Genomic DNA, 24,024 nt, shown 5'->3' with positions numbered 1-24,024 from the left:
GACCTTGCTTTCCGCCGGCGGCTACCGCCGGCACGTGCTCGAGTGAGCGGTGTTCTAGGACGCGCTGGAGGTACTCGACGTCGTGCTGTGCACGAACTCCACGAGCCGGGTGAGCACGTCGGGGTTCGTCTCCGGCGGCACACCGTGGCCCAGGTTGAGCACGTGGGACGGCGCCGTGCGGCCGCGCTCGAGCACGTCGAGAACGTGTGCTTCCAGCACCGGCCAGGGCGCGTTCAGCAGGGCGGGGTCGATGTTGCCCTGCACCGGCACGACACCGCCGAGGCGCCGGCTGGCCTCATCCAGCGGCACCCTGTAGTCCACCCCGACGACGTCGGCGCCGATGCCGTGCATGGCCTTGAGCAATTCGCCGGTGCCGACGCCGAAGTGCACGACGGGTACGTTGCGCCGGATCGACTCCGGATCGGCGGCCGCGTCGGCGGCGGGTTCCGTGTAGGTGAGGTCGCGCACGTGCGCGATCGCGGCGGTGGACGCCGGGGCGACGAAGCGGGTGTAGTCGTTGAGCGAGAGGGCGCCGGCCCAGGAGTCGAACAGCTGCGCAGCGCTGGCGCCGGCGAGCACCTGGGCGCGGAGGAACCGGCCGGTGACCTCGGCGGTCCAGGCCATCAGCCGGGCCCACGCGTCCGGATCCGAGTGCATGAGCGTGCGGGCGTGGATGTGGTCCTTGGACGGTCCACCCTCGACGATGTACGCGGCGAGGGTGAACGGCGCCCCGGCGAAACCGATCAGCGGGGTCAAGCCCAGCGCAGCGACAGTGAGCGCGACGGCCTCCCTGATCGGGGCCAATGCCGTGTCGAGCACGGCGGGGTCGAGCGCGGTGAGACTGTCGACATCCGCCGCGGTGCGCACGGCCTTGGCGAGCACCGGGCCCTTACCGGCCACGATCTCCACGTCCACGCCCACGAGCTTGAGGGGCACCACGATGTCGCTGAACAGGATGCCCGCGTCGACACCGTGCCGGCGGATCGGCTGCAGGGTGATCTCGCTGGCCATGGCGGGGTCCAGGCAGGCGTCGAGCATCCGGGTGCCCACCCGCAGCTCGCGGTACTCGGGCAGCGAGCGGCCGGCCTGGCGCATGAACCAGACCGGAGTCACGTCCGGACGGGTGCCCTGGTATGCCCGCACGAGCCGGGAGTCTGCGGTGAGGCCGGAAGAAAGTGGGTGTGTCGTCGCGAGGTTCATCACTCTCGATTGTCCTCTACATCGGCCGGGGGAACGATTCGAGGTGTTGTTGCACACACCGTAGAATCAAGCGGTGTTGATTTGTTTGTCCGCGAACCACAAGAACTCCAGCTTTGACGTGCTCGAAAAGCTGTCTGTGGGCGCCGACTCGGCAGCGGGCGGGATGCTCACGGGGCACGATGCCCTCAGCGGGGCCGTGGTCGTGGCCACCTGCAACCGCTTCGAGGCCTACCTCGACCTCGACGAACCGTTCGGGGTCTCCCCGCTTCCCGCGGTCTACGCCGCGATCGACGCCGTGAGCGAGAGCACCGGCGTGAGCGCCGCGCTGCTGCGCGACACCCTTGACCTTGTGCACGGCAACGGCGTGGCCGAGCATCTCTTCGCCGTGACCAGCGGACTCGAGTCCGTGGTCGTCGGCGAGGGCGAGATCGCCGGCCAGGTGCGGCGCTCCCTCGAGGAGGCCCGCGCCGCCGGCACCACCAGCCCCGAGCTGGAGCGCCTGTTCCAGCGCGCCTCGCAGACCTCCCGCGGCGTGAAGAACCACACCGGCATCGGCGCCGCCGGCCGCTCCCTGGTGCGTCTGGCGCTTGAACTGGCCGAGAGCCGGGTCACCGACTGGGCACACACCCGGGTGCTGCTCGTGGGCACCGGCCGGTACGCCGGCGCCTCGCTGGCGGCCCTCCGTGAACTCGGCGTCACCGACGTGCGGGTCTACTCGTCGTCGGGCCGGGCCGAGAAGTTCGCCGTGGCCCACGACATCTCGGCCGTGTCGACGGATGCCGATTCCCTGGCCGCCGAGACCGCCCTGGCCGACCTGATCCTCACCTGCACGACCGTCGATCACCACGTCATCGATGCGGGCATCCTCACCGCCGGCCGGGCGCTCCTCGCCGCGACGCACGCCGGTGTCGGTGCGCCGGTTGCCGAGGCCGGTCCCGTGCGCTCCTGTCCCGTCGGTTCCGAGGCCGAGGCGGCCCGCCAGCTGGTCATCGACCTCGGCCTGCCGCGAAACGTCGACCCCGACGTCAGCGACGTGCCCGGGGTGGAGCTGCTCGACCTCGAGACCATCCGCATCCACGCCCCGCTCGAACAGCTCAACGCCACCAGCGAGGCGCGAGAGCTGGTGGGCCGCGCCGCCAGGAAGTTCTCGGCCGTGGCCGAGGAGCAGAGCCTGGCGCCCGCCGTCGTGGCGCTGCGTTCGCACGTCTTCGACATCCTCGACGGGGAGATCGAGCGGGCCAGGCGGCGCGGTGACACCAGCGAGCAGACCGAATCCGCCCTGCGGCACCTCGCCGGGGTGCTGTTGCACACGCCCATGGTGCGTTCCCGCGAGCTGGCCCGCGCCGGCGATCAGGAAGCGTTCCTCGGCGGGCTCGACGCCCTGTTCGGCATCGAGGTGACCCTGCCGGAGACCGCGGCGGCGCCCGTCGGGCTGCCCGGCGCGGCCGGCGTCTCCGACGCCGCGTCCTGACCCGGCCGTCACGGTAGCCCGGAGGCGCAGCATCCGGAGTTATGCGGGTGCGGCGCCGCTCTGCGGGTGGCGTGCCACGCGCACAGCGGCGCCCGACCCGCGAAACGCTCAAGCGGGTCAGGCGCCGGATGGGGCGGGTTACGCTCCGCGCAGGCGCACGGCCAGGTAGGCGTCGAGCTCGGCCAGGGGCACCCGCTCCTGCGCCATGGTGTCGCGGTCACGCACGGTGACGGCCTGGTCCTCGAGCGAGTCGAAGTCCACCGTGATGCAGTACGGCGTGCCGATCTCGTCCTGGCGGCGGTAACGACGGCCGATGGCGCCGGCGTCGTCGAAGTCCACGTTCCACGATTCGCGCAGGCGCGCGGCCAGCGAGCGGGCCATCGGTGAGAGGGCCTCGTTGCGACTCAACGGCAGCACGGCGGCCTTGATCGGGGCCAGGCGCGGGTCGAGCTTGAGCACGGTGCGCTTGTCGACGCCGCCCTTCGCGTTGGGCACTTCTTCCTCGTGGTACGCATCCACCAGGAACGCCATCAGCGAGCGGGTCAGGCCGGCAGCGGGCTCGATCACATAGGGGACCCAGCGTTCGTTCTTGGTCTGGTCGAAGTAGGAGAGGTCCTTGCCCGACGCCTCCGAGTGCGTCTTGAGGTCGAAGTCGGTGCGGTTGGCGACACCCTCGAGTTCACCGAACTCGCTGCCGGAGAAGCCGAAGCGGTACTCGATGTCGACGGTGCGCTTGGAGTAGTGCGAGAGCTTCTCCGCGGGGTGCTCGAACAGGCGGAGGTTCTCGATGTTGATGCCCAGACCCGTGTACCAGCTCATCCGCTGGTCGATCCAGTACTGGTGCCATTCCTCGTCACTGCCGGGCTCGACGAAGAACTCCATCTCCATCTGCTCGAACTCGCGGGTGCGGAAGATGAAGTTTCCGGGGGTGATCTCGTTGCGGAAGCTCTTGCCGATCTGGCCGATGCCGAACGGGGGCTTCATGCGCGCCGCCTGGAGCACGTTGGCGAAGTTCACGAAGATGCCCTGCGCGGTCTCCGGGCGCAGATAGTGCATGCCGGCCTCGTCGTCGACCGGGCCGAGGAAGGTCTTGAGCAGGCCCGAGAATGCGCGCGGCTCGGTCCAGGTGTGCCGGTTGCCGCAGTTGGGGCAGGCGATGCCGTCGATGCCGCCCTCGGGGGCGCGGCCCTTCTTCTCCTCGAACTCCTCCACCAGGTGGTCCTCGCGGAAGCGCTTGTGGCAGCTGGTGCACTCCACCAGCGGGTCGGAGAAGACCTCGACGTGGCCGGAGGCCTCCCAGACCTTGCGCGGCAGGATGACCGAGGAGTCCAGGCCCACGACGTCGTCGCGGCTGGTGACCATGAACCGCCACCACTGCTTCTTGATGTTCTCCTTCAGCTCCACACCGAGGGGCCCGTAGTCCCAGGCCGACCGGCTGCCGCCGTAGATCTCACCGGCCTGGAAGACGAAGCCGCGGTGGCGGGCGAGGGCGATGACGGAATCAAGACGGGAAAGTGCGGCCACGGTGGCTCCAATGGTCCAAAAGGATGGTCAAAATACCGGGCAGAGGCCCGGGTACGGATTCGTCCATTTTAGCGATGCGGGCACGGCCCCCGATTACGGGCGTTGTCAGCGGCCGGCAGCGGCGATATCTTCGACTCGTTCGACTCACGCCCGGCTTGTTCTGGCTTTCCATCGGCTCCAACGACCGGCTCCGGGGGGAGGACCGCCGTGCGGCAGGACCCCGCCCTCACCCGGCGCACCGTGCTGGCCTCGCTTGGCCTTTCCCTCACCCTTGCCGGCTGCGCGACCCTCGCAGCCGCCCCGCGCCCGAGCGTCCCGGCAACGACGACGCCACCGACTCCCAGCCCGCTCCCCCGGCCGTTGCCCGGCGCGGTACCGCCGCCCGTGCCCGTCGCCCAGCCCGCGCCCGGTCTGGTGCGGGTTCCGGTGCCGCCCGGCACCCTGTCCGACCTGCCCGGCGAGGGCACCCTGCTGGCCTGGACCGTCGACGACGGCTCCAGCAGCGAGGTGCTGGCCCGGTACATCCGCTTCGCCGCCGAGACGGGCACCAGGCTCACCTTCTTCGTCACCGGCTGTTACGACGCCTGGACCGACAACGCCGACCGGCTCCGGCCGCTCGTGCAGACCGGCCAGATCCAGCTGGGCAACCACACCTGGTCACACCCCGACCTCAGCACCCTCAGTGACGCCGACGTCACCACCGAACTCCAGCGCAACCACGACTTCCTCAGCGACACCTACGGCGTCGACGCCCGGCCCTATTTCCGGCCGCCGTACGGCGTGCACGACGATCGGGTGGATGCCCTGGCCGCCGCGCTGGGTTACACGGTCCCGACCACCTGGTACGGGTCGCTGGCGGACTCGGGGCTCCTCACCGAACAACAGGTGGTGGATTTCGCGACCACCTGGTTCCTGCCTCAACACATCGTGATCGGGCACCTCAACTTCGAACCGGTCACCAACGTTTTCCCGCAGTTACGCGCGCTGCTGCACGACCGCGGGCTGACCACCGTCACCCTCAACGATGTGTTCACCAGCGCGGCTCATCCGTGACATTCGCACCTCACGACACGTCACCAGGGGGACCAATGGCACCGTTGCCGAGCGCGACGAGTGTTACCGTTACCGAGTTACCCGGCAAAATGCTGTGAGTTTCTCTGTGTTTTCATAGACCGTGTACCTCAAAGAGGAGTACCGATGGGCGCGACGTCCAGCATTCCGCAAGGCGCAACCGACGATCCAGACCTGACCCAGGACCCGGCCCTTCCGCCGGTGGCCCTGGATCCCAGAATCCACGAGGCCGAGGAGGCCCACTGGACCCCGGTGAAGATCGCGATCTGGCTGGCCATCGCGCTGCTCGGCGGGCTGAGCTGGGTGATGCTGGCCGTCGTCCGCGGCGAGACCGTGAACGCCATCTGGTTCGTCTTCGCCGCCATCTGCACGTACCTGATCGGGTACCGGTTCTACTCCAACTACATCCAGAAGCACCTGCTTCACCCGGATGACCGGCGGGCGACCCCCGCCGAGTACAAGGCCGACGGCAAGGACTACGCCGCCACCGACCGCCGGGTGCTCTTCGGCCACCACTTCGCCGCCATCGCAGGCGCCGGCCCCCTGGTGGGCCCGGTTCTCGCCGCGCAGATGGGTTACCTGCCCGGCACGATCTGGATCATCGTCGGGGTGGTGTTCGCCGGTGCGGTGCAGGACTACCTGGTGCTGTTCTTCTCGATGCGCCGTGGCGGCCGGTCGCTGGGCCAGATGGCCCGCGACGAGCTCGGCCGGGTCGGTGGCACCGCCGCCCTGCTCGCCACGCTCACGATCATGGTCATCATCGTGGCCATCCTCGCCCTCGTCGTGGTCAACGCCCTCGCCGAGAGCGCCTGGGGCGTCTTCTCGGTCGGCATGACCATCCCGATCGCCCTGTTCATGGGCTGCTACCTGCGCTTCCTGCGCCCGGGCAAGGTCACCGAGATCTCGATCATCGGCTTCGTGCTGCTCATCGCCGCGATCGTCGGCGGTGGCGCGATCAGCGAAACCACGTGGGGCGCGGCCCTCTTCACCATCGACAAGGTGCCGCTGGCGATCGGCATCATCGTCTACGGTTTCATCGCCGCCATCCTGCCGGTCTGGCTGCTGCTGGCCCCGCGCGACTACCTCTCCACCTTCATGAAGATCGGCACCATCGGCATGCTCGCCATCGCGATCATCATCGTGCGGCCCGAGATCCTGGTTCCCGCGGTCACCGAGTTCGCCTCCAGCGGCGCCGGCCCTGTCGTCAGCGGCACCCTCTTCCCGTTCCTCTTCGTCACCATCGCCTGCGGTGCGTTGAGCGGATTCCACGCGCTGATCGCCTCCGGCACCACGCCCAAGCTGATCGAGAAGGAACGCCAGAGCCGGTTCATCGGGTACGGCGGCATGCTGATGGAGTCCTTCGTGGCGATCATGGCCCTCGTGGCCGCGCTGTCGATCGACCAGGGCATCTACTACGCCATGAACGCGTCACCCGCCCTCACCGGCGGCACCGTGCAGGGCGCGGCCGCGTTCGTGAACGGCCTGGGCCTGACCGGCGTGAGCGTCACCCCTGAGCTCCTCACCCAGACCGCGATCAACGTCGGCGAGGAATCGATCGTGTCCCGCACCGGTGGCGCCCCGACCCTGTCGGTGGGGCTGGCCAACATCATGCAGCAGGTCGCCGGCGGCAGCGGCATGATGGCGTTCTGGTATCACTTCGCGATCATGTTCGAGGCGCTGTTCATCCTCACGGCAGTGGATGCCGGCACCCGCGTCGCGCGGTTCATGCTGCAGGACAGCCTGGGCAACATCTTCCCGAAGTTCAAGGACACCAGCTGGCGCACCGGCGCCTGGATCTGCACCGGCATCATGGTCGCAGCCTGGGGCGCGGTGCTCGTGATGGGCGTCACCGACCCGCTCGGCGGCATCAACACGCTGTTCCCGCTGTTCGGTATCGCCAACCAGCTGCTGGCTGCGATCGCCCTCGCCGTGTGTATGGCCATCGTGGCCAAGCGCGGACTGTTCAAGTACATCTGGATCGTGGCGCTGCCACTCGGCTTCGCGGCCGTCGTGACCATCACTGCCTCGATCCTGAAGATCTTCTCGACCGTGCCGTCGGTGGGCTACTTCGCCCAGAACGCCGCGTTCTCCAATGCCCTGGCCGCCGGGGAGACGAGCTTCGGCACGGCCACCTCGGTTGAGGCGATGGAGGCCGTGGTGCGCAACACCATGGTGCAGGGCATCCTCTCGATAGTCTTCGTCACCCTCGCCGTGGTCGTGATCTTCACCGCGCTGCAGGCCACCTGGAACGCGTGGAAGACCCGCTCCAGTTCGACCAGCGAGGACCCGGCCGTGCCGTCGCGGATCTTCGCGCCGGCGGGCATCATGGCCACGCCGGCCGAGAAGGCCAACCAGGCCCTCTGGGACGCCCTCCCGAAGACCGGCAAGCGCAAGGCTCGCGAGCACTGATGTCAGGCCAGCACTGATGCGCGTCGCCACCGCGGTGCGCTCGGCCGCGGCCGGGCTCGCCTGGTACGTCAGAGGGGTCATGGGTGAGGATGCCTACGACAAGTACCGCGCGCACCACGAGTCGGTGCACGGCACGGATGCCTCGGCACCGGTGCTGACCGAACGGGAGTTCTGGCGCGACCAGACCGACCGTCAGGACACCAACCCCCAGGGCCGGTGCTGCTGAGCAGCGTCCCTTCCTCGTCAGTACTGCGGCCCGCCCGGGTGAAAATCCGGGCGGGCCGTAGCATTGGAGGCGATGACTGACACAACGAAGCCCCCACTGACGACTCCGACCAAGCCCCCGCTCAACAAGGACACCCGGCTCTGCATCTCGCTGGCCGCGCGGCCGAGCAACTTCGGCACCCGGTTCCACAACTACCTCTACGAGCAGTTCGGGCTGGACTTCGTCTACAAGGCGTTCACCTCGACCGACCTGGCCGGCGCCATCGCCGGGGTGCGGGCGCTCGGCATCCGCGGCTGCTCGGTGTCGATGCCGTTCAAGGAGGATGTCATCGCTCTCGTGGACGAACTCGACGCCTCGGCCACGGCCATCCAGTCGGTGAACACCATCGTCAACGACGACGGCTACCTGCGGGCGTACAACACCGACTACATCGCCGCGGCCGACCTGCTCAGAGCCAACAACCTCGACCCGGCCACCCCGTTCCTGCTGCGCGGCTCCGGCGGCATGGCCAAGGCCGTCGGTGCGGCCCTCCGCGACACCGGCTTCGCCGCGGGCACCATCGTGGCCCGCAACGAGAGCCGCGGCCGGGCCCTGGCCGACGAGCTCGGCTACAGCTGGCTGGCCGAGCCCGGCACCGCGACAGCGCCGCTGCTGGTGAACGTCACCCCGATCGGCATGGCCGGCGGCGCGCAGGCCACCGAGTCCGCCTTCACTGCCGCGGCCGTCGCCGCAGCCGACACCGTCTTCGACGTCGTGGCGCTGCCCGCTGAGACGCCGCTGATCCTCGCGGCGCGGGCGGCCGGCAAGTCCGTCATCACCGGCGCGGAGGTCATCGCCCTGCAGGCCGCCGAACAGTTCGAGCGCTACACCGGCGTGCGGCCGACCCCCGAGCAGGTGCGGGACGCCTCGGCCTTCGCCCGCGCGTGAGCGACGCTCCGGCCGCGCCCGCCGGCGCGCACCCCGACATCCTGGTCGCCGCCGTCGCACTCATCCGTGACCGCCGGGTGCTCATGGTCACCGCCCGCGGGCGGGACGTCTGGTTCATGCCCGGCGGCAAGATCGACCCCGGCGAGGGCGAGGCGGAGGCGGCCGCCAGGGAAGCCTGGGAAGAGGTCACCGTGCGCCTGGACCCCGCCGAACTCGACCTCCTGTTCACCGTGCTGATCCAGGCACACGGCGAACCCGACGGCCGGCTGGTGCGGATGAGCGTCTTCGGGGCTCAGACCACCGATGAACCCGCGGCCAGCGCCGAGGTCAGCGCCGTGCACTGGGCCACCTCGGCCGACCACCAGCGGTGCCCGCCGGCCGGTGTCGAGGTGCTGCGCCGCTTGCACGCCGCCGACCTGATCGACTGAGCGTCGCGCTGCGCGGGCAGCGGGCACCCCGAATGCCCCTGCCGGGTGGAGCCGGTACGGTGGAAAGGCCGAACCCATCACGCAGCCGCCGAGCTGCCTTCGGCTCCCCCATGCACTAAGGAGATCTATGTCGGTGCTCGACAGGCAGTTGGTTCCAATTTTCGAGGAGGTCCTCGACCGGAACCCGGGCGAAGCCGAATTCCACCAGGCGGTGCGGGAGGTTCTGGAGAGTCTCGGACCGGTGGTGACCAAGCATCCGCAATACGCCGACTCGGCCGTGATCCGACGCCTGTGCGAACCCGAACGCCAGATCATCTTCCGGGTGCCGTGGGTGACGGATTCGGGCAAGATCGAGGTGAATCGCGGGTTCCGGGTGGAGTTCAACTCCGCCCTCGGGCCGTACAAGGGCGGCCTGCGCTTCCACCCGAGCGTCAACCTCGGCATCGTGAAATTCCTGGGCTTCGAGCAGATCTTCAAGAACTCCCTCACCGGGCTGCCCATCGGCGGCGGAAAAGGCGGGTCAGACTTTGATCCGAAGGGCCGCTCAGACGCCGAAGTGATGCGTTTCTGCCAGTCGTTCATGACCGAGCTGTATCGGCACCTGGGCGAGTACACGGATGTCCCGGCCGGTGACATCGGCGTCGGCGGGCGTGAGATCGGCTACATGTTCGGCCAGTACAAGCGCATCACCAACCGCTACGAGTCAGGCACGATGACCGGCAAGGGACTGAGCTGGGGCGGCTCCCAGGTGCGCACCGAAGCGACCGGCTACGGCACCGTGTTCTTCGTCGACGAGATGCTCACAGCCGCCGGCCAGGGCTTCGACGGCAAGCGCGTCGTCGTGTCCGGCTCGGGCAACGTCGCGATCTACGCGATCGAGAAGGTGCACCAGCTCGGCGGCACCGTGATCGCCTGCTCGGACTCCGGCGGTTACGTCGTCGACCCGTCCGGGATCGACCTCGCCCTGCTCAAGGAGGTCAAGGGTGAGCGCCGGGGACGGATCGCCGAGTACGCGACCCTGCGCCCGGGAAGCGTCACGCACGTCGCCGGCGGGTCGATTTGGGATGTTCCGTGCGACATCGCGCTGCCGTGCGCGACCCAGAACGAACTCGACGCCGACGGTGCCGCGGCGCTGATCCGCAACGGCTGCCAGATCGTCGCCGAGGGCGCGAACATGCCGACCACCCCGAACGCCGCCCGGTTGTTGGCGGAGGCCAACGTGTTGTTCGCTCCCGCGAAGGCCGTCAACGCGGGCGGGGTGGCCACCAGCGCGCTGGAGATGCAGCAGAACGCGTCGCGCGACTCGTGGACCTTCGAGCACACCGAGGACCGTCTCGCCGAGATCATGCGCGGCATCCACGATCGGTGCCTGGAAACCGCTGACGAGTACGGGACACCGGGAAGTTACGTGGCCGGGGCGAACATCGCCGGCTTCACCAGGGTCGCCGACGCGATGCTCGCGCTGGGCGTCATCTAGGCGACGAGCCGAAACCCACGGCGCTGCCGGCGCAGAATCGGTGCGCGGGCGGCGCCGCGGGCGTACCCTGCCTGCATGACCGACGAGCAGCCACTGCCCTGGGCCGCGATCCGGCTCTGGGAGATCGGCATGTTGCAGCAGTCCACCGGCAGCGGCCTCGAGCACTGGCTGGCCCGCATCCAGGAGTTGGACCCACCCGACGAACACGCCCTGCGCGAGTGGTTGGGGACCGAGGGGCTCAGCGGCTACCCGCGCGCGCTTCTCGTGCACGAGACGTTCGGCTACCCGGACTCCACGGTGCGGGCCGCCGACGAGTTGATCGACGCCCAGTATGCCGACCGCCCGTTGCTGCGGCCGATTCTGGACGCCGTGCTGCTGTACGCCGGCGACCTCGACGAGGTGGGCATCCAGACGCGCACCACGCACGTCGCGTTGTCCGGACCGCAGCGCACCTTCGCCGTGGTGCAGCCGACCACCCGGCACCGTGTGGACCTGGGTCTGCGCATACCGATGCCTGACGTGGCACCGAGCACCCGGCTGCGGCCGGCCACCGAGCTCGGCGCCGACTTCCCCGCCCGGATCCCGCTCACCTCGGCCAGCCAGGTCGACTCCGAGGTGGCCGCCTGGCTGAAGCACGCCTACGATGCGACGCTCTAGCCGCGTGCGCCCGGCTCGCGGGGTTCAGCGCACCGTTCGCGGGCTATGGTGGCGCCGTGAGTGACGACTCCGAACGGGTGCACCCGGACGACCGGGCCGCGTGGCGGGCCTGGCTGGCGAAGAACCACACGACGAAGACCGGCGTGTGGCTGGTCACCTGGCGGCAAGGCTCCGGGATGCCGGTGCTCGGCTACGAGGAGGCCGTGCTCGAGGCCCTCGCGGTGGGCTGGGTCGACAGCAAGGGCGGCAAGGTCGACGAGCGGCGCACCATGCTCTACTTCGCGCCGCGCCGCCGCGGCAGCGCGTGGTCCAGGCCCAATAAGCAGCGCATCGAACGGCTCCGCGCCGAGGGACTGATGCGGGACGCCGGGGAGGCTGCGGTGCGCTCCGCCGAGGCCGACGGCTCCTGGACCCGGCTCGACGAGGTCGAGGACCTGATCGTGCCGCCCGACCTGGCCGCGGCCCTCGCCGCTCTCGACGGTGCCCGGGCGAACTGGGATGCCTTTCCCCGCTCGCCCCGCCGCGGCATCCTGGAGTGGATCGTGCAGGCCAAGCGGCCGGCCACCCGCGCCGCCCGCATCCGGGAGACGGCCGAGGCGGCCGCGCGCAACGAGCGCGCCCACCAGTGGGTCCCCCCGGCCCAGCGCCGCGAACTGTGAGAAAGGCCCCACACCCGATGATTCCGGGGCTTAACTCACAGTTCGGTGGGGGGGGTCAGTGCACGTATTCGAGCAGGTCCAGGCCGACCGAGCGCATGCCGTCCAGCACCGAGAGGCGGGAGGACAGGTTGTGGTCATCGAAGAAAATCGACACGGCGTAGGCGACGCCGGCGCGCGGTCCGCGCAACACGCCCACCTCGCTGCGCACCCCGTTGTCGGAGCCTGTGGAGTTGACCAGCAGCACGCCGTGCGACGCCGACCGGTGAGCGTGCGGCTCGAAGCCGAACGCGCTGGCCACCATGGACAGGTCGGAGTTCAGCGACAGCCAGCCGAGAACCCGTTCGCTGCCCTCGTCGTCGAGGATCTCCCCGCGCGCCAGGGCCGTGAACAGCCAGGTGAGTTCGCGGGCGCTGCCCACCGACAGGTTGGGGGCGTCGTCGGGGCCACGGGCGTCGCGGACGAGGTCGAGCAGGCCGGTGCCGCTCAGGCCGAGTTCCTCGGTGCGACGGCGCACGGCCTCCAGGCCCACCGCGCGCAGCAGCACGTTGGTGGCCAGGTTGTCGTTGGTGGCTCCCACCAGTGCGGCGAGGTCGGCGACGGGCAGCGACGGCGCCTGCAGGTGCTGCCAGAGTCCGGAGCCGTCGACCGAGTCGCGCACCGTGCGGTCGAGGATCGTGTACGCGCCGAAATCGGCGTCGCGCAGCCGCGAGGCCACCTCGATGAGCAGCAACACCGTGCCGACGCCGGCGGTGGGCATGACGACGTGGTCATCGACGGAGAACAGCACCCGGCCGGTGGCCAGGTCGGTCGCCCGAGCCGACACCTGCGCACCGCCCATGGCGAGCTCGCCGAGCGAGTGGAAGCCACGCTCGAAGCTGGCCGGCACCGAGGATTCCCGGTGTCTGCCGCCGCGTTCGATCGCGTGCCTGGACCGGCGTTCGGATTCCTGTGCTGGCGCGACCACTACTGCGTTGTCCTCTGACTATCGGTACTGCGACATCCCCGCGAACACCCTAACCCACGGGTCGCGGGGCCGGAGGAGACCGCTACCAGATCGTGACGCGCTTCTCGGGAGCGAGCCACGCGGCATCCGTCTCGGTCACGCCGAACGCCGTGTAGTACTCGTCGATGTTGCGCACAATCTGGTTGCACCGGAACTCGTTCGGCGAGTGCGGGTCGATCGCGAGCAGCCGGATGGCCTCCTCGTCGCGCATCTTCATCTGCCACGCCTGCGCCCAGGAGAGGAAGAACCGCTGGGCCCCGGTGAACCCGTCGATGACGGGCGGCTCGGCGCCCTCGAGCGACAGCAGGTACGCCTCCCAGGCGATGGAAAGGCCGCCGAGGTCGCCGATGTTCTCGCCGATGGTGAGGGCACCGTTCACGTGGTGATCGGGCACCTGGGCCGGGTGGAGCGCGTCGTACTGCTCGATCAGCGACGCCGTGCGCTGCTCGAACGCGGCCTTGTCGGCCTCGGTCCACCAGTCGGTGAGCCGGCCGTCGCCGTCGTACTTGGAGCCCTGGTCGTCGAAGCCGTGGCCGATCTCGTGGCCGATGACCGCGCCGATCGCACCGTAGTTCGCTGCGGCATCCCGGTTCACGTCGAAGAACGGCACCTGCAGGATGGCCGCGGGGAAGACGATCTCGTTGAAGCCCGGGTTGTAATAGGCGTTGATGGTCTGCGGGGTCATGAACCACTCGTCGCGGTCCAGCGGGTTGCCGATCTTGCCCAGCTCACGGTGGAACTCGAACTCGCCGGTGGCGCGCACGTTCTTGATCAGGTCGCCGGGCTCGATGGCCAGGCTGGAGTAGTCACGCCATTTCACCGGGTAACCGATCTTGGGGGTGAACTTGTCCAGCTTCTCCAGGGCGCGAACCCGGGTCTCCTCGGTCATCCAGTCCAGACCCGAGATGCTGGCCCGGTAGGCCTCGACGAGGTAGCCGACGAGCACGTCCATGCTCGTCTTGGCGTCGGGCGAGAAGTGCCGGTCAACGTAGATGCGGCCGACGGCCTCGCCGAGGGCGCCCTCCACGAGAGAGACGCCGCGCTTCCAGCGGGCACGGATCTGCGGGGTGCCGGTGAGGGTGCGGCCGTAGAAGTCGAAGTTCGCCTCGACGAAGTCGTTCGACAGGTACGACGCGCTCGAGCGGATGACCTGCCAGCGCAGCCAGTCCCGCCAGGCATCGAGCCGGTCTTCGGTGAGCATCTCGGCCAGGCCGACCACGAAGCTCGGCTGGCGCACGACGACCTCGGCGAAGGACACGGCCGGGGCGTCCAGACCCTCCAGCCACAGGTCGAGGTCGGCGCCCGCGGCGAGCGCGGACAGCTGGTCCCAGGTCTTGAGGTTGTAGGTCTTCTCGCTGTCGCGGGTGCGCACGTTGTCCCAGTGGTGGCTGGCGAGCTCGGTTTCCAGGGCGAAGATGCGACCGGCGCGCTCCGCGGCGGCGTCGACGCCGGCGAGGGTGAGCATCCGTTCGACGAAGGCAAGGTAGGCCTCGCGCACGCCGGCGAACTTCTCGTCACGGTAGTAGGACTCGTCGGGCAGGCCCAGGCCGGCCTGCTCGACGAAGACCAGGTAGCGCTCGGGGTTGCCCGGGTCGTTGTCGACGAAGAGCTGGAAGGTGCCCGCGACACCGGACCGCTCGAGGCGGCCGAGGGTGGCGAGGAACACCGGCACGCTGCTGATGCCGTCCACGGTGGCCAGGTCGGCCGCGAGCGGGGTGGCGCCGAGCTGCTCGATGCGTTCCTCGTCCATGAAGCTGGCATAGAGGTCACCGAACTTGCGCTCCTCGGTGCCCTCGGCGGCGGTCTGCGCCTCGAGGATGATGGCCCGCACGGCCTTCTCGGCCTCCTCGGCGAGCAGGTAGAACGAACCCCAGCGGGCCTTGTCGTTCGGGATCTCGGTGCGGGCGATCCACTTGCCGTTCACGTGGCGGAAGAGGTCGTCCTGCGGGCGCACGCCCGGGTCGAGTTCGTCGGTGTCGATTCCGGATGCCGTCGCCTGATCAGTCATCGCACCAGCCTAAACCTCACCGTGAAATGGTGGGGGATGTAGCGGGCGTGGGACCATGGGCCGTGGTGGGCGATGCGGTGGCATGGGAGCATAAGGACAACGGCGCTCCACACGGGTCGCCCTCGACCCAGGAGATCCCCATGCGCGTCATCACCCTGCCCGAGTTCGGCTCCGCCCTCGAACTGACCGAGATCGACACCCCGCAGCCGTCTGCGGGAGAGGTCCGCGTGCGCGTGCACGCGGCATCCGTCAACGGGTTCGACCTGGCCGTGGCCGCCGGCTACCTCAATGGCCTGATGGAGCACCGGTTCCCGGTGGTGCTGGGCAAGGACTTCGCGGGGATCGTGGATGCCGTCGGCGACGACGTCACCGCATACGCCGTGGGCGACCGGGTCTTCGGCGTCGTCACCAAGGCCCACCTGGGCGACGGTTCGTTCGGCGAGTTCGTGGTTGTCCCCGTCGCGACGGGCCTGGCGAAGCTGCCCGAGCAGGTCGACTTCGCCCGCGGCGCCGCCCTCGGGCTGGCCGGTACGGCGGCGCAGGCCGCCGTGGATGCCGCCGAGCTCAGCGCCGGCAGCACCGTACTGGTCGTCGGCGCCACCGGCGGTGTCGGCAACCAGGCGCTGCAGCTCGCCGCCGCGGCCGGCGCCACCGTGATCGCCACCGCGCGCACCGCCCTCGGCATCGCCCAGGTGCGCCTGCTCGGCGCCAGCGAGGTTGTTGACCACACCCAGAACCTCAGCGAGGCCGTGCTCGCCGCCCACCCCGACGGTGTCGACGTAGTACTGCACTTCGCCGGTGACGCGGCCACCGTGCTGCCGGCGCTGCGAGCCGGCGGTCGCCTGGTCTCCACCCTGATCGGCTCGCCCGACCAGCTCGGCACCGACACCGTCACCGTGGTCCCGATCCTCGCCGACCCCACCCCCGAGGTGCTGACCCGCCTGGCCGAGAGCCTCGCCGCCGGCCGCACCTCCGTGACCGTTCAGGGCAGCTACGCCCTCGCCGATGTTGCCGAGGCATTCGACGACTTCGAGGCCGGCGCGCGCGGCAAGCTCGTCATCCTGCCGTAAGTCGTCTCGCCGGCGCCCGGACGACCGGGCCGCCGACGGGCCGGCCCGATACGATCTGGTATATGCGGGCACGGACACGGACACTGGGACGATCGGTCGGCCTCGTCATCGCGGGTCTGGCCATGAGTGCGGCGGCGCTGCTGTGGCTCGCCGTCGCAGCGGGGAGTCCGACGCCCGATGCAGCCCCCTTCCGGTACCTGATCTTCGGCGTGCTCCCGGTCTTGTACGATCCGAGCCGGCCGGCGCTCTGGGCGATCCTGGGGGCCATCGCCCTCGCTGTGCTCTTCGCCGCCGGCATCGCCCTGCTCGAACGCCGGGCGACGAACAGATCCCGCCGGTCCTCGAACTCGAGCCGTAACCCGCTGGCGCCGAAAATCGTGATGGCCAAAAGTGGCGGCGTTTTCGCGAAACCCGTGACGGTGACCGTGCTGATCCCCGCGCACAACGAGGAGCTCTCGCTGCCGGCGACCCTGGCCTCGCTCTTCGCCCAGTCGCACAGGCCGGAGCGGGTGATCGTCGTCGCCGACAACTGCACGGACGACACCGTCGCCATCGCCCGCGCGCACGGCGTAGAGGTCTTCGAATCCGTGGACAACAGGAAGAAGAAGGCCGGCGCCCTGAACCAGGCCCTCAGCCGGGTGCTCCCCGGACTACTCGACAACGACGTGGTCATGGTCATGGACGCGGACACCGCGCTCGACGACGGGTTCCTCGCCGAGGCCGTCGCCCGTTTCACGAGCGATCGCGCCCTGATGGCGGTCGGGGGCCTCTTCTACGGTGAGCCCGGGTTCGGCCTGATCGGACTGCTCCAGCGAAATGAGTACGTGCGTTACTCCCGGGAACTCGCCCGACGGCGCGGCCGTGTCTTCGTGCTCACCGGCACGGCTTCGATGTTTCGACCCCTCGCGTTGCGTTCCGTCGCCCAGAACCGCGGCGTCACCCTGCCGGGCGTGCACGGCGATGTCTACGACACCCACGCGCTCACCGAGGACAACGAACTCACCATCGCACTGAAATCGCTCGGCGCACTGATCACCTCCCCGGCACAATGCACAGTGGTCACAGAGCTGATGCCGACCCTGCCCGCCCTCTGGCAGCAGCGCCTGCGCTGGCAACGCGGCGCCCTGGAGAACATCGGCGCGTACGGGCTAACCCCGGCCACGCTTCGCTACTGGGCGCAACAGCTCGGCATCGGCTACAGCGTCATCGCCCTGACCTCGTTCCTGACCCTGATTCTGGTCACCCTGCTCGCCGTCAGCACCTGGGTGTGGTTCCCGTTCTGGCTCGGCCTCGGCACGATTTTCGTTGCCGAACGCGTGGTCACCGTGTGGGAGGGCGGCTGGCGGGCCCGGTTGCTCGCGCTCACGGTGCTCCCCGAACTCTGCTTCGACTTGTTCCTGAACGTGGTCTACGTCAAGGGCATCATCGACATCACCCTCGGCCGGCAGGCCAACTGGGAACACGCGAACACCCCGACCCTCACGGTGAGGGCCGTCTGATGCCGGTGCCAGCGCTGCTCCCGTTGCTCTCGCCCACCGGCATCCTATTGCCCGATTCGGCCGTGACCACGCACTTCTTCGCGATCTTTTCAGCATTCGTCGGAATCAACACAGTCATCTATGTTGTGCTCGCTGTGGCGAAGATCCTGCCGAAGATCTACCTCACGGATTGGCTCGGGGGCCGGAACCGTCGGTCTGCGGACCGCAGCATCTACGGCGCGGATCCGGCGCCCGGGCAGTCGGCAGAGCGCGTGCGCGACACCGCTCCTCCGCACCCCCAGTAGCGCGCTGGCCAGCACCGCCTCACAGCGCGAGGTCGCGGCGACGGATGCCCACGGCCGCCACGGCCGCCAGCGGCACGGCCAGCGCCGGCATCCACCAGGCCCCGCTCCAGTCCACCTCCGCGGCCGCCACGATAGGCGTGTGGCTGAACGGTGAGAGGTCGCGCAGCCACTGGGGCAGGTCGAGCAGGTCGCCGAACTGACCCACGACCACCGCGGCGAGCAACAGGCCCCAGCTCAGGCCCATACTCAGGCGCGGCAGCAGCGCCACGAGCACCGCGGCGACGCTGAGCAGCAGCAGCGCCGCCGGTAGCTGGGCGGCACCGGCCGCCAGCACGCTGTCGATGCGGTCGCCGGCGTTCGCGGAGCGGAGGAGCCCGGCCGCCGCACCGGCCACGGCGGCCGCGAGCACCAGCACGATCCCGGCCAGGCCGACGATGAGGTAGTCGAACAGCCAGCGGATGCGGCCGAGGCTCGTGCTGAGCATGGCCTCGGCCACCCCGGCGGCCTCCTCCTGACGCGCCCGGAGCATCGCCTGGATCGCGGCGGCCGTGGCCAGCACCCCGACCAGGCTGAACAGGGTCGCGGTGAACAGGTCGATGATCGCGCCCCGGCCACCGGCCAGGCCCACCAGCACATTCTGGAAGACCGGGTTCCCCTCCATCAGCTCGACCACGGTCTCGCCGAGGCTGCCCGCCAGCAGCCCGAACAGCAGCCCGGTGACGGCCCAGCCGAGAATAGCCGGCCAGTGCAGCCGCCAGGCCAGTCCCAGCGAGCCGTGCAGCAGCCAGCCGGCCGCCGGTCGGCCGGCCCGCTCGGCGAAGACGCTCGAGCCGGTGTCGCGGCGGGACTGCAGCAGTACGGCAACGGCCACGAGCAGGCCGGCGAGGGCGACCGACAGCAGCAGCGGTGCCGGGTTGTTCTCGGTGAACGCACGGGTGCGCTGGCCCCAGCCGATCGGGGACAGCCAGCTCGGCCAGGCGCTCGTCAGGCTCAGGCCGTCGGCGGACGGGGTGCCGCCCGCGTCGCCGGCGGCGCGCAGCACATAGGCCAGACCGACCACCGCGGCCGCCAGTCCGTTCGCACCCCGGGAGGTGCGCATCAGCTGCGCGGCCACCACCCCCACACCGAGAAACGCGACGCCGGTACCGGCCAGAGCGGCGCCCGTGACGAGCGAGCCGAGCGGGTCGAGCCCGGCGATGACCAGGGCCAGCGCCACCGCGGCGCCCGCGGCCAGACTCGCGACGACGCCGAACAGGACCGTGGCCAACAGCGGCACCACCCGGCCGGCGACGGTGGCGCCGATCAGCTCGCTGCGGCCGGCCTCCTCCTCTGCGCGGCTGTGCCGCACCGCGAGGAACGTGCTCATGAACGCCACGGCGGCGGCGAGGTTGGCGAACATGCTGAAGAACAGCAACGCGTCGGTGGTGGGGCCCCTCGGTTCGCCGCGGAGCATCAGGATGCTCGGCGTGCCCACGGCGATCTGCACGAGAGCTTCCCGGTCGGCGAGGGTGCCGAAACTGGCGGGCACGGCGATACCGGCGAGCAACGCGATAGCCGCGAGCGAGAGGAGCCAGATCGGCAGTTGCACGCGGTCCCGTCGCAGCCGCAGCCCCAGCATCGGCCACAGGGTGGGCACCGCTGCTCGCACGTACGTCGGGGCGGCCTGGCGTGCCGGGGCTGCCGAGGCCGTCATCGCCGGTGCCGGTGCTGCGGAGAGTGGGCGCCGGCCGGGTCTGAATCGACGTTCTCCGGCCCGTTCGGGGCCGCCGACGCGTCATCGTAGTGGCGCAGGAACAGGCTCTCCAGGGTGGGCGGCGCCACGGTGAGCGCCTGCACCCGCAGCTCGGCGAGTACCGGTAACATCCCGGGCAGCGCCTGGGCGTCCACTGTGAAGCTCACCCTGTCGTCACCGACCGAGAGGTCACGCGCGCCCGGCAGCCGTGCAGCGAGGCCGGCAAGTTGGGCATCCGTGAGCGCGGCGGCGGCGAAGGCCACCTCGGTGCGGGTGAGGTGGCGCAGCTCGGCCAGGGTGCCGGTCTCGATGATCCGGCCGGAGCGGATGATGCTCACCCGGTCGCAGAGGCGCTCGACCTCGCTGAGGATGTGGCTGGAGAGCAACACCGTGGCGCCGTCGGCGGCCGCGGCGACGATCTCGGCCCTGAAAACGGCATCCATCAGCGGGTCAAGGCCCGAGGTGGGTTCGTCGAGGATGAGCAGGTCGGCGGGCACGGCGAGCGCCGCGACGAGGGCCACCTTCTGCCGGTTGCCCGTCGAGTAGGTGCGGCCCTTCTTGGTCGGGTCGAGCTGGAAGCGCTCCAGCAACTGCCGGCGCCGCGCCTGGTAAGCCGGATCGGCGGTGCGGGCCCCGCGCAGCCGGGCGAGCAGGTCGATGGCCTCGCCGCCGGAGAGGTTGGGCCACAGGCTCACGTCACCGGGGACGTAGGCGATGCGGCGATGCAGCGCGGAGGCATCCACCCAGGGATCACCGCCGAGCACGCTGGCCGAGCCGCCGCCGGCGCGCATCAGACCGAGCAGGATGCGGATGGTGGTGGATTTGCCCGCGCCGTTCGGGCCGACGAAACCGTGCACCTCCCCCTCGGCCACCGACAGGTCGAGGCCGGCGAGGGCCTGCACCCGGCCGAACCGCTTGGTGAGGTCACGCGTCAGAACAACGGGGCTCATAGCCGTGAGACTACGCCCGAACCTTGGTCGGCGTCCTCCCCCGTCGGTGCGGATAACTAGAGTCGAAGCATCGAACTTCTACGCCCGCAACCCATCGACCGTGAGATCCGCCGGCTGGCCCTGCCTGCCCTCGGCGCCCTCATCGCCGAGCCCCTGTTCCTGCTGTCCGACTCGGCCATGGTCGGCCACCTCGGCGCGGTGCCACTGGCCGGTCTCGGCCTGGCCAGCGCGGTGCTGCAGACCATCATCGGGCTGATGGTGTTCCTCGCGTACAGCACCACCCCCGCCGTGGCCCGCTGGCTCGGTGTCGGCGACCGGCGCCGTGCGGTGTCGGTAGGGGTGGATGGCCTGTGGCTTGCGCTCGGCCTCGGCGCCGTGCTCGCCGTGGCCGGCTGGTTCGCGGCCCCCGCGCTGGTGGCCGCGTTCGGTGCCGACCCCGAGGTGACCCGCGCCGCCGCCGACTATCTGGCCCTGTCGATGCTGGGTGTGCCCGCGATGCTGCTGGTCTTCGCCGCGACCGGACTGCTGCGCGGCCTGCAGGACACCCGCACCCCGCTCTGGGTCGCCGGGCTCGGCTTCCTGACCAACATCCTGCTCAATCTGTGGTTCATCTACGGCCTGGGCCTGGGCCTGATCGGGTCGGCGCTGGGCACGGTGCTCGCCCAGTGGGGCATGGTGGCCGTGTATCTGGTCATCGTCGTGCGGCACGCCCGCCGCGAGCGTGCGCCGCTCCGACCGCACCGTGCGGGGCTGCTCCGCGGGGCCACCAGCGGCGGCTGGTTGTTCCTGCGCACCGCGAGCCTCCGCGCCGCCATGCTGTTGGCGGTGTTTGTGGCCACCAGCCTCGGCTCCCCCGAGCTCGCGGCGTTCCAGATCGCGATGACCCTGTTCGCCACGCTGGCCTTCGCCCTCGACGCCCTCGCCATCGCCGCGCAGGCCCTGGTGGGCCGGGGTCTCGGCGCCGGCGACCTGCAGCAGGTGCGCCAGGTGCTGCGGCGCTGCCTGGAGTGGGGCATCGGCGGCGGCGTGCTGCTCGGTCTGGTCGTGGTGGCCACCAGCGGGGTGCTCGGCGGGGTATTCACCAACGCCGCTGAGGTAACCGCGCTGCTGCCGCCGACCCTCGTGGTGCTCGGCCTGTCCGTGCCGCTGGGCGGCCTGGTCTTTGTACTCGACGGGGTGCTGATCGGTGCCGGCGACGCCCGCTATCTCGCGATCACGGGCCTGGTCAACCTGGCCGCCTTCGTCCCGCTGGCCGGCCTGGTGCTGCTCTTCGCTCCCGCCGGTGCCGCGGGGCTGGCTTGGCTGATGGCCGCGTTCGTCTTCGGTTTCCTCGGCGCCAGAGCGGTGACCCTGTCCGTTCGCGCCCGAGGCACCCGCTGGGTGCGCCTGGGCGCCTGACCGGTCCGCGAACTGTGAGAAAAGCCCCGGGATCTCTCGATTTCCGGGGCTCAGCTCACAGTTCGCGGGGGCGGTAGCGTGGGTGGAATGACGAAGACTCGCGGACGGCGCGAACTCACCCGCTGGCGGAACGCCATCTTCATGCTGTTTTTTGTGAGCGGGCTCGGGCTGGCGTCGTGGGTGTCCCGGATCCCCACCGTGCGCGACGACCTGGCGCTCCGCACCGACCAGGTGGGCCTGCTGATCTTCGGGCTCTCCGCCGGATCCATTCTCGGACTCGTCGCGGCCGTCTGGCTGCTGTCGGCGTTCGGCGCCCGCCGGGCCCTGGTGATCAGCATCGCCACCTCCTCGGCAGGTCTGGTCCTGGTGGGCGCCGCGGCCACGGTGTGGGGGTCGTCGCCGATCGCGTTCACCGCCCTCGCCCTGGTGGGCTTCGGCATGGGTTCCACCGACGTCATGATGAACGTCGAGGGGGCAGCGGTCGAACGCGAACTCGGCATCACCCTGATGCCGTTGCTGCACGCCTGCTTCAGCCTGGGCACCGTGGCCGGGGCGCTGCTCGGCGCCGGGGCCGCCGCCCTCGCCGTGTCGGTGGTCTGGCACCTCAGCCTCGTCGCCGCCCTCGCGCTGGCCGCCGCCGCGATCGCGGTCCGGTTCGTGCCGCTCCGCCCGGCCCTCGGCGACCCCGCAGACCAGTCCGCCGCGCACACCGTCGTGCGGCCGAACTGGGTCGAACGGATGCGCACCAGCCTCGCGGTGTGGCGCGACCCGAGCATCCTGCTGATCGGGGTGATCGTGCTGGGCATGACCTTCGCCGAGGGATCGGCCAGCGACTGGCTGGCCCTGGCCGTGGTCGACGGGCACGGCCAGAGCGACGCCATCGGGGCGCTGGTCTTCGGGGTGTTCGTCTCGGCGATGACGGTGGGCCGGGTGCTCGGCGGCCCGGTGCTGGACAGGTTCGGCCGGGTTCCGGTGCTGCGGGCCTGCTCGGTTCTCGGCGTGGCCGGCCTGCTGCTGGTGATCCTGGCGCCGGCCATCTGGCTGCTCATCGTCGGCACCGTGCTGTGGGGCCTCGGCGCCTCGCTCGGCTTCCCGGTGGGCATGTCGGCCGCCGCGGATGACACCGCCAACGCGGCCGCCCGGGTGAGCGCCGTAGCCATGATCGGCTATTTCGCCTTTCTGGTCGGGCCACCGGTGTTGGGCCTGATCGGCGAGCAGTGGGGCATCCTGAACGCCCTGTTCGTGATCGTCGTGCTCATGGCCCTCGCCGGGCTGGCCGCCCCGGCGGCCCGCGAGCGCGCGCAGACCGCCGCCGCCGGTTAAGCTCGTTCAGTGCGCCTCGTAATAGCAAGATGTTCAGTTGACTACGCCGGACGGCTCAGCGCGCATTTGCCGCTGGCCACCCGCCTGCTCTTGCTCAAGTCCGACGGCAGCCTGCTCGTGCACTCGGACGGCGGCTCGTACAAGCCGCTCAACTGGATGAGCCCGCCGTGCAGCCTGGCCGTCTCGGCGCCCGACGAGCTGCAGGCCGAGGCCGGGATCACCGAGCTGTGGACCGTGACGCACGCCAAGACCGCCGACGAGCTCATCGTGAGCCTCTACGAAGTGGAGCACGACTCCGCCCACGAGCTCGGCATCGACCCGGGCCTGATCAAGGACGGCGTCGAGGCGCACCTGCAGAAGCTCCTCGCCGAGCACATCCACCTGCTCGGCGACGGCCACACCCTCGTGCGCCGCGAGTACATGACGGCGATCGGCCCCGTCGACATCCTGGCCAGGGATGCCCAGGGCGCCTCGGTGGCCGTGGAACTCAAGCGCCGCGGCGACATCGACGGCGTCGAGCAGCTCACCCGCTACCTCGAGCTGATGAACCGCGACCCGCACCTGGCGCCCGTGGTGGGCGTGTTCGCCGCGCAGCAGATCAAGCCGCAGGCGCGCACGCTGGCCGAGGACCGCGGCATCCGCTGCCTGGTGCTCGACTACGACGCCATGCGCGGGCTCGACGACACCGCGTCCAAGCTCTTCTAGGCT

21 protein-coding genes are annotated in these 24,024 nt (G+C 70.1%); 15 read left to right on the top strand and 6 right to left on the bottom strand.

The genetic code is table 11. The annotated features are described in order from the left end of the window. Positions 1-54: 54 nt before the first annotated feature. Positions 55-1,200 carry a uroporphyrinogen decarboxylase gene (gene hemE, locus B7495_RS00480; protein ID WP_088454857.1) on the bottom strand — a complete coding sequence of 382 codons (1,146 nt, stop codon included), beginning with the start codon at positions 1,198-1,200 and terminating at the stop codon, positions 55-57. 73 nt (positions 1,201-1,273) lie between these two features. Between hemE and B7495_RS00475 the strand changes: the two genes are divergently transcribed. After that, on the top strand, positions 1,274-2,671 hold the full coding sequence (locus B7495_RS00475) for a glutamyl-tRNA reductase (RefSeq protein WP_088454856.1): 1,398 nt from the start codon (positions 1,274-1,276) through the stop codon (positions 2,669-2,671). Positions 2,672-2,809: 138 nt separating this feature from the next. Here B7495_RS00475 and B7495_RS00470 read toward each other — a convergent pair whose 3' ends face one another. Next, a complete protein-coding gene (locus B7495_RS00470; protein WP_088454855.1) occupies positions 2,810-4,195 on the bottom strand; it encodes a glycine--tRNA ligase in 1,386 nt (461 codons plus the stop codon). Positions 4,196-4,402: 207 nt separating this feature from the next. Here B7495_RS00470 and B7495_RS00465 point away from each other — a divergent pair, with 207 nt between their 5' ends. From B7495_RS00465 to B7495_RS00430, 8 genes are all read left to right on the top strand, one after another. Then, positions 4,403-5,248 carry a polysaccharide deacetylase family protein gene (locus tag B7495_RS00465; protein WP_088454854.1) on the top strand — a complete coding sequence of 282 codons (846 nt, stop codon included), beginning with the start codon at positions 4,403-4,405 and terminating at the stop codon, positions 5,246-5,248. Positions 5,249-5,392: 144 nt separating this feature from the next. After that, on the top strand, positions 5,393-7,675 hold the full coding sequence (locus B7495_RS00460) for a carbon starvation CstA family protein (RefSeq protein ID WP_088454853.1): 2,283 nt from the start codon (positions 5,393-5,395) through the stop codon (positions 7,673-7,675). Between the two features lie 16 nt (positions 7,676-7,691). Continuing rightward, a complete protein-coding gene (locus B7495_RS00455; RefSeq protein WP_088454852.1) occupies positions 7,692-7,901 on the top strand; it encodes a YbdD/YjiX family protein in 210 nt (69 codons plus the stop codon). 72 nt (positions 7,902-7,973) lie between these two features. Beyond that, positions 7,974-8,828, top strand: coding sequence for a shikimate 5-dehydrogenase (locus tag B7495_RS00450; protein ID WP_088454851.1), 855 nt, complete (start codon positions 7,974-7,976; stop codon positions 8,826-8,828). Then, positions 8,825-9,256: an NUDIX domain-containing protein gene (locus B7495_RS00445; protein ID WP_240632324.1), complete on the top strand. Its 432-nt coding sequence runs from the start codon at positions 8,825-8,827 to the stop codon at positions 9,254-9,256. Before B7495_RS00450 ends, B7495_RS00445 begins: the two co-directional genes overlap by 4 nt. 127 nt (positions 9,257-9,383) lie before the next feature. After that, positions 9,384-10,733: an NADP-specific glutamate dehydrogenase gene (gene gdhA / locus B7495_RS00440; protein ID WP_088454850.1), complete on the top strand. Its 1,350-nt coding sequence runs from the start codon at positions 9,384-9,386 to the stop codon at positions 10,731-10,733. Positions 10,734-10,808: 75 nt separating this feature from the next. After that, a complete protein-coding gene (locus tag B7495_RS00435; protein WP_088454849.1) occupies positions 10,809-11,390 on the top strand; it encodes a DUF5655 domain-containing protein in 582 nt (193 codons plus the stop codon). A gap of 56 nt (positions 11,391-11,446) precedes the next feature. Further along, on the top strand, positions 11,447-12,049 hold the full coding sequence (locus B7495_RS00430; protein ID WP_088454848.1) for a YdeI family protein: 603 nt from the start codon (positions 11,447-11,449) through the stop codon (positions 12,047-12,049). A gap of 55 nt (positions 12,050-12,104) precedes the next feature. On the opposite strand, the gene B7495_RS00425 is transcribed toward B7495_RS00430, so the two are convergent. Continuing rightward, entirely contained in the window at positions 12,105-13,013 is a 909-nt protein-coding gene (locus B7495_RS00425) for a serine hydrolase (protein WP_088454847.1), read from the bottom strand. Positions 13,014-13,095: 82 nt separating this feature from the next. Next, a complete protein-coding gene (locus tag B7495_RS00420) occupies positions 13,096-15,060 on the bottom strand; it encodes a M13 family metallopeptidase (protein WP_088454846.1) in 1,965 nt (654 codons plus the stop codon). A gap of 140 nt (positions 15,061-15,200) precedes the next feature. Here B7495_RS00420 and B7495_RS00415 point away from each other — a divergent pair, with 140 nt between their 5' ends. The 3 genes from B7495_RS00415 (at position 15,201) to B7495_RS00405 (ending at position 17,913) form a co-directional block, all read left to right on the top strand. Continuing rightward, the gene (locus B7495_RS00415; RefSeq protein WP_088454845.1) at positions 15,201-16,130 is read left to right on the top strand and encodes an NADP-dependent oxidoreductase; all 930 of its coding nucleotides are present in this window, start codon (positions 15,201-15,203) and stop codon (positions 16,128-16,130) included. Between the two features lie 62 nt (positions 16,131-16,192). Next, entirely contained in the window at positions 16,193-17,629 is a 1,437-nt protein-coding gene (locus B7495_RS00410; protein ID WP_088454844.1) for a glycosyltransferase, read from the top strand. Further along, a complete protein-coding gene (locus B7495_RS00405; protein WP_088454843.1) occupies positions 17,629-17,913 on the top strand; it encodes a hypothetical protein in 285 nt (94 codons plus the stop codon). Before B7495_RS00410 ends, B7495_RS00405 begins: the two co-directional genes overlap by 1 nt. 19 nt (positions 17,914-17,932) lie before the next feature. Here B7495_RS00405 and B7495_RS00400 read toward each other — a convergent pair whose 3' ends face one another. Then, positions 17,933-19,606: an ABC transporter permease gene (locus B7495_RS00400; protein ID WP_088454842.1), complete on the bottom strand. Its 1,674-nt coding sequence runs from the start codon at positions 19,604-19,606 to the stop codon at positions 17,933-17,935. Further along, a complete protein-coding gene (locus B7495_RS00395; protein WP_088454841.1) occupies positions 19,603-20,595 on the bottom strand; it encodes an ABC transporter ATP-binding protein in 993 nt (330 codons plus the stop codon). The genes B7495_RS00400 and B7495_RS00395 overlap by 4 nt, the downstream gene beginning before the upstream one ends. Before the next feature lie 177 nt (positions 20,596-20,772). Here B7495_RS00395 and B7495_RS00390 point away from each other — a divergent pair, with 177 nt between their 5' ends. The 3 genes from B7495_RS00390 to nucS all read left to right on the top strand — a co-directional run bounded on the left by B7495_RS00390 (position 20,773) and on the right by nucS (position 24,021). Then, positions 20,773-21,993 carry an MATE family efflux transporter gene (locus B7495_RS00390; protein ID WP_240632323.1) on the top strand — a complete coding sequence of 407 codons (1,221 nt, stop codon included), beginning with the start codon at positions 20,773-20,775 and terminating at the stop codon, positions 21,991-21,993. An 87-nt stretch (positions 21,994-22,080) separates the two neighbouring features. Then, positions 22,081-23,316, top strand: coding sequence for an MFS transporter (locus tag B7495_RS00385; protein WP_088454839.1), 1,236 nt, complete (start codon positions 22,081-22,083; stop codon positions 23,314-23,316). A 9-nt stretch (positions 23,317-23,325) separates the two neighbouring features. After that, a complete protein-coding gene (gene nucS, locus B7495_RS00380; protein WP_088454838.1) occupies positions 23,326-24,021 on the top strand; it encodes an endonuclease NucS in 696 nt (231 codons plus the stop codon). Positions 24,022-24,024 lie beyond the last annotated feature (3 nt).

It is taken from the genome of Cryobacterium sp. LW097 (assembly GCF_002205495.2).
GTDB lineage: Bacteria > Actinomycetota > Actinomycetes > Actinomycetales > Microbacteriaceae > Cryobacterium > Cryobacterium zongtaii.
Note: the sequence above shows the minus strand (reverse complement) of the source record. Positions and strands in the feature narration are given on the sequence as shown.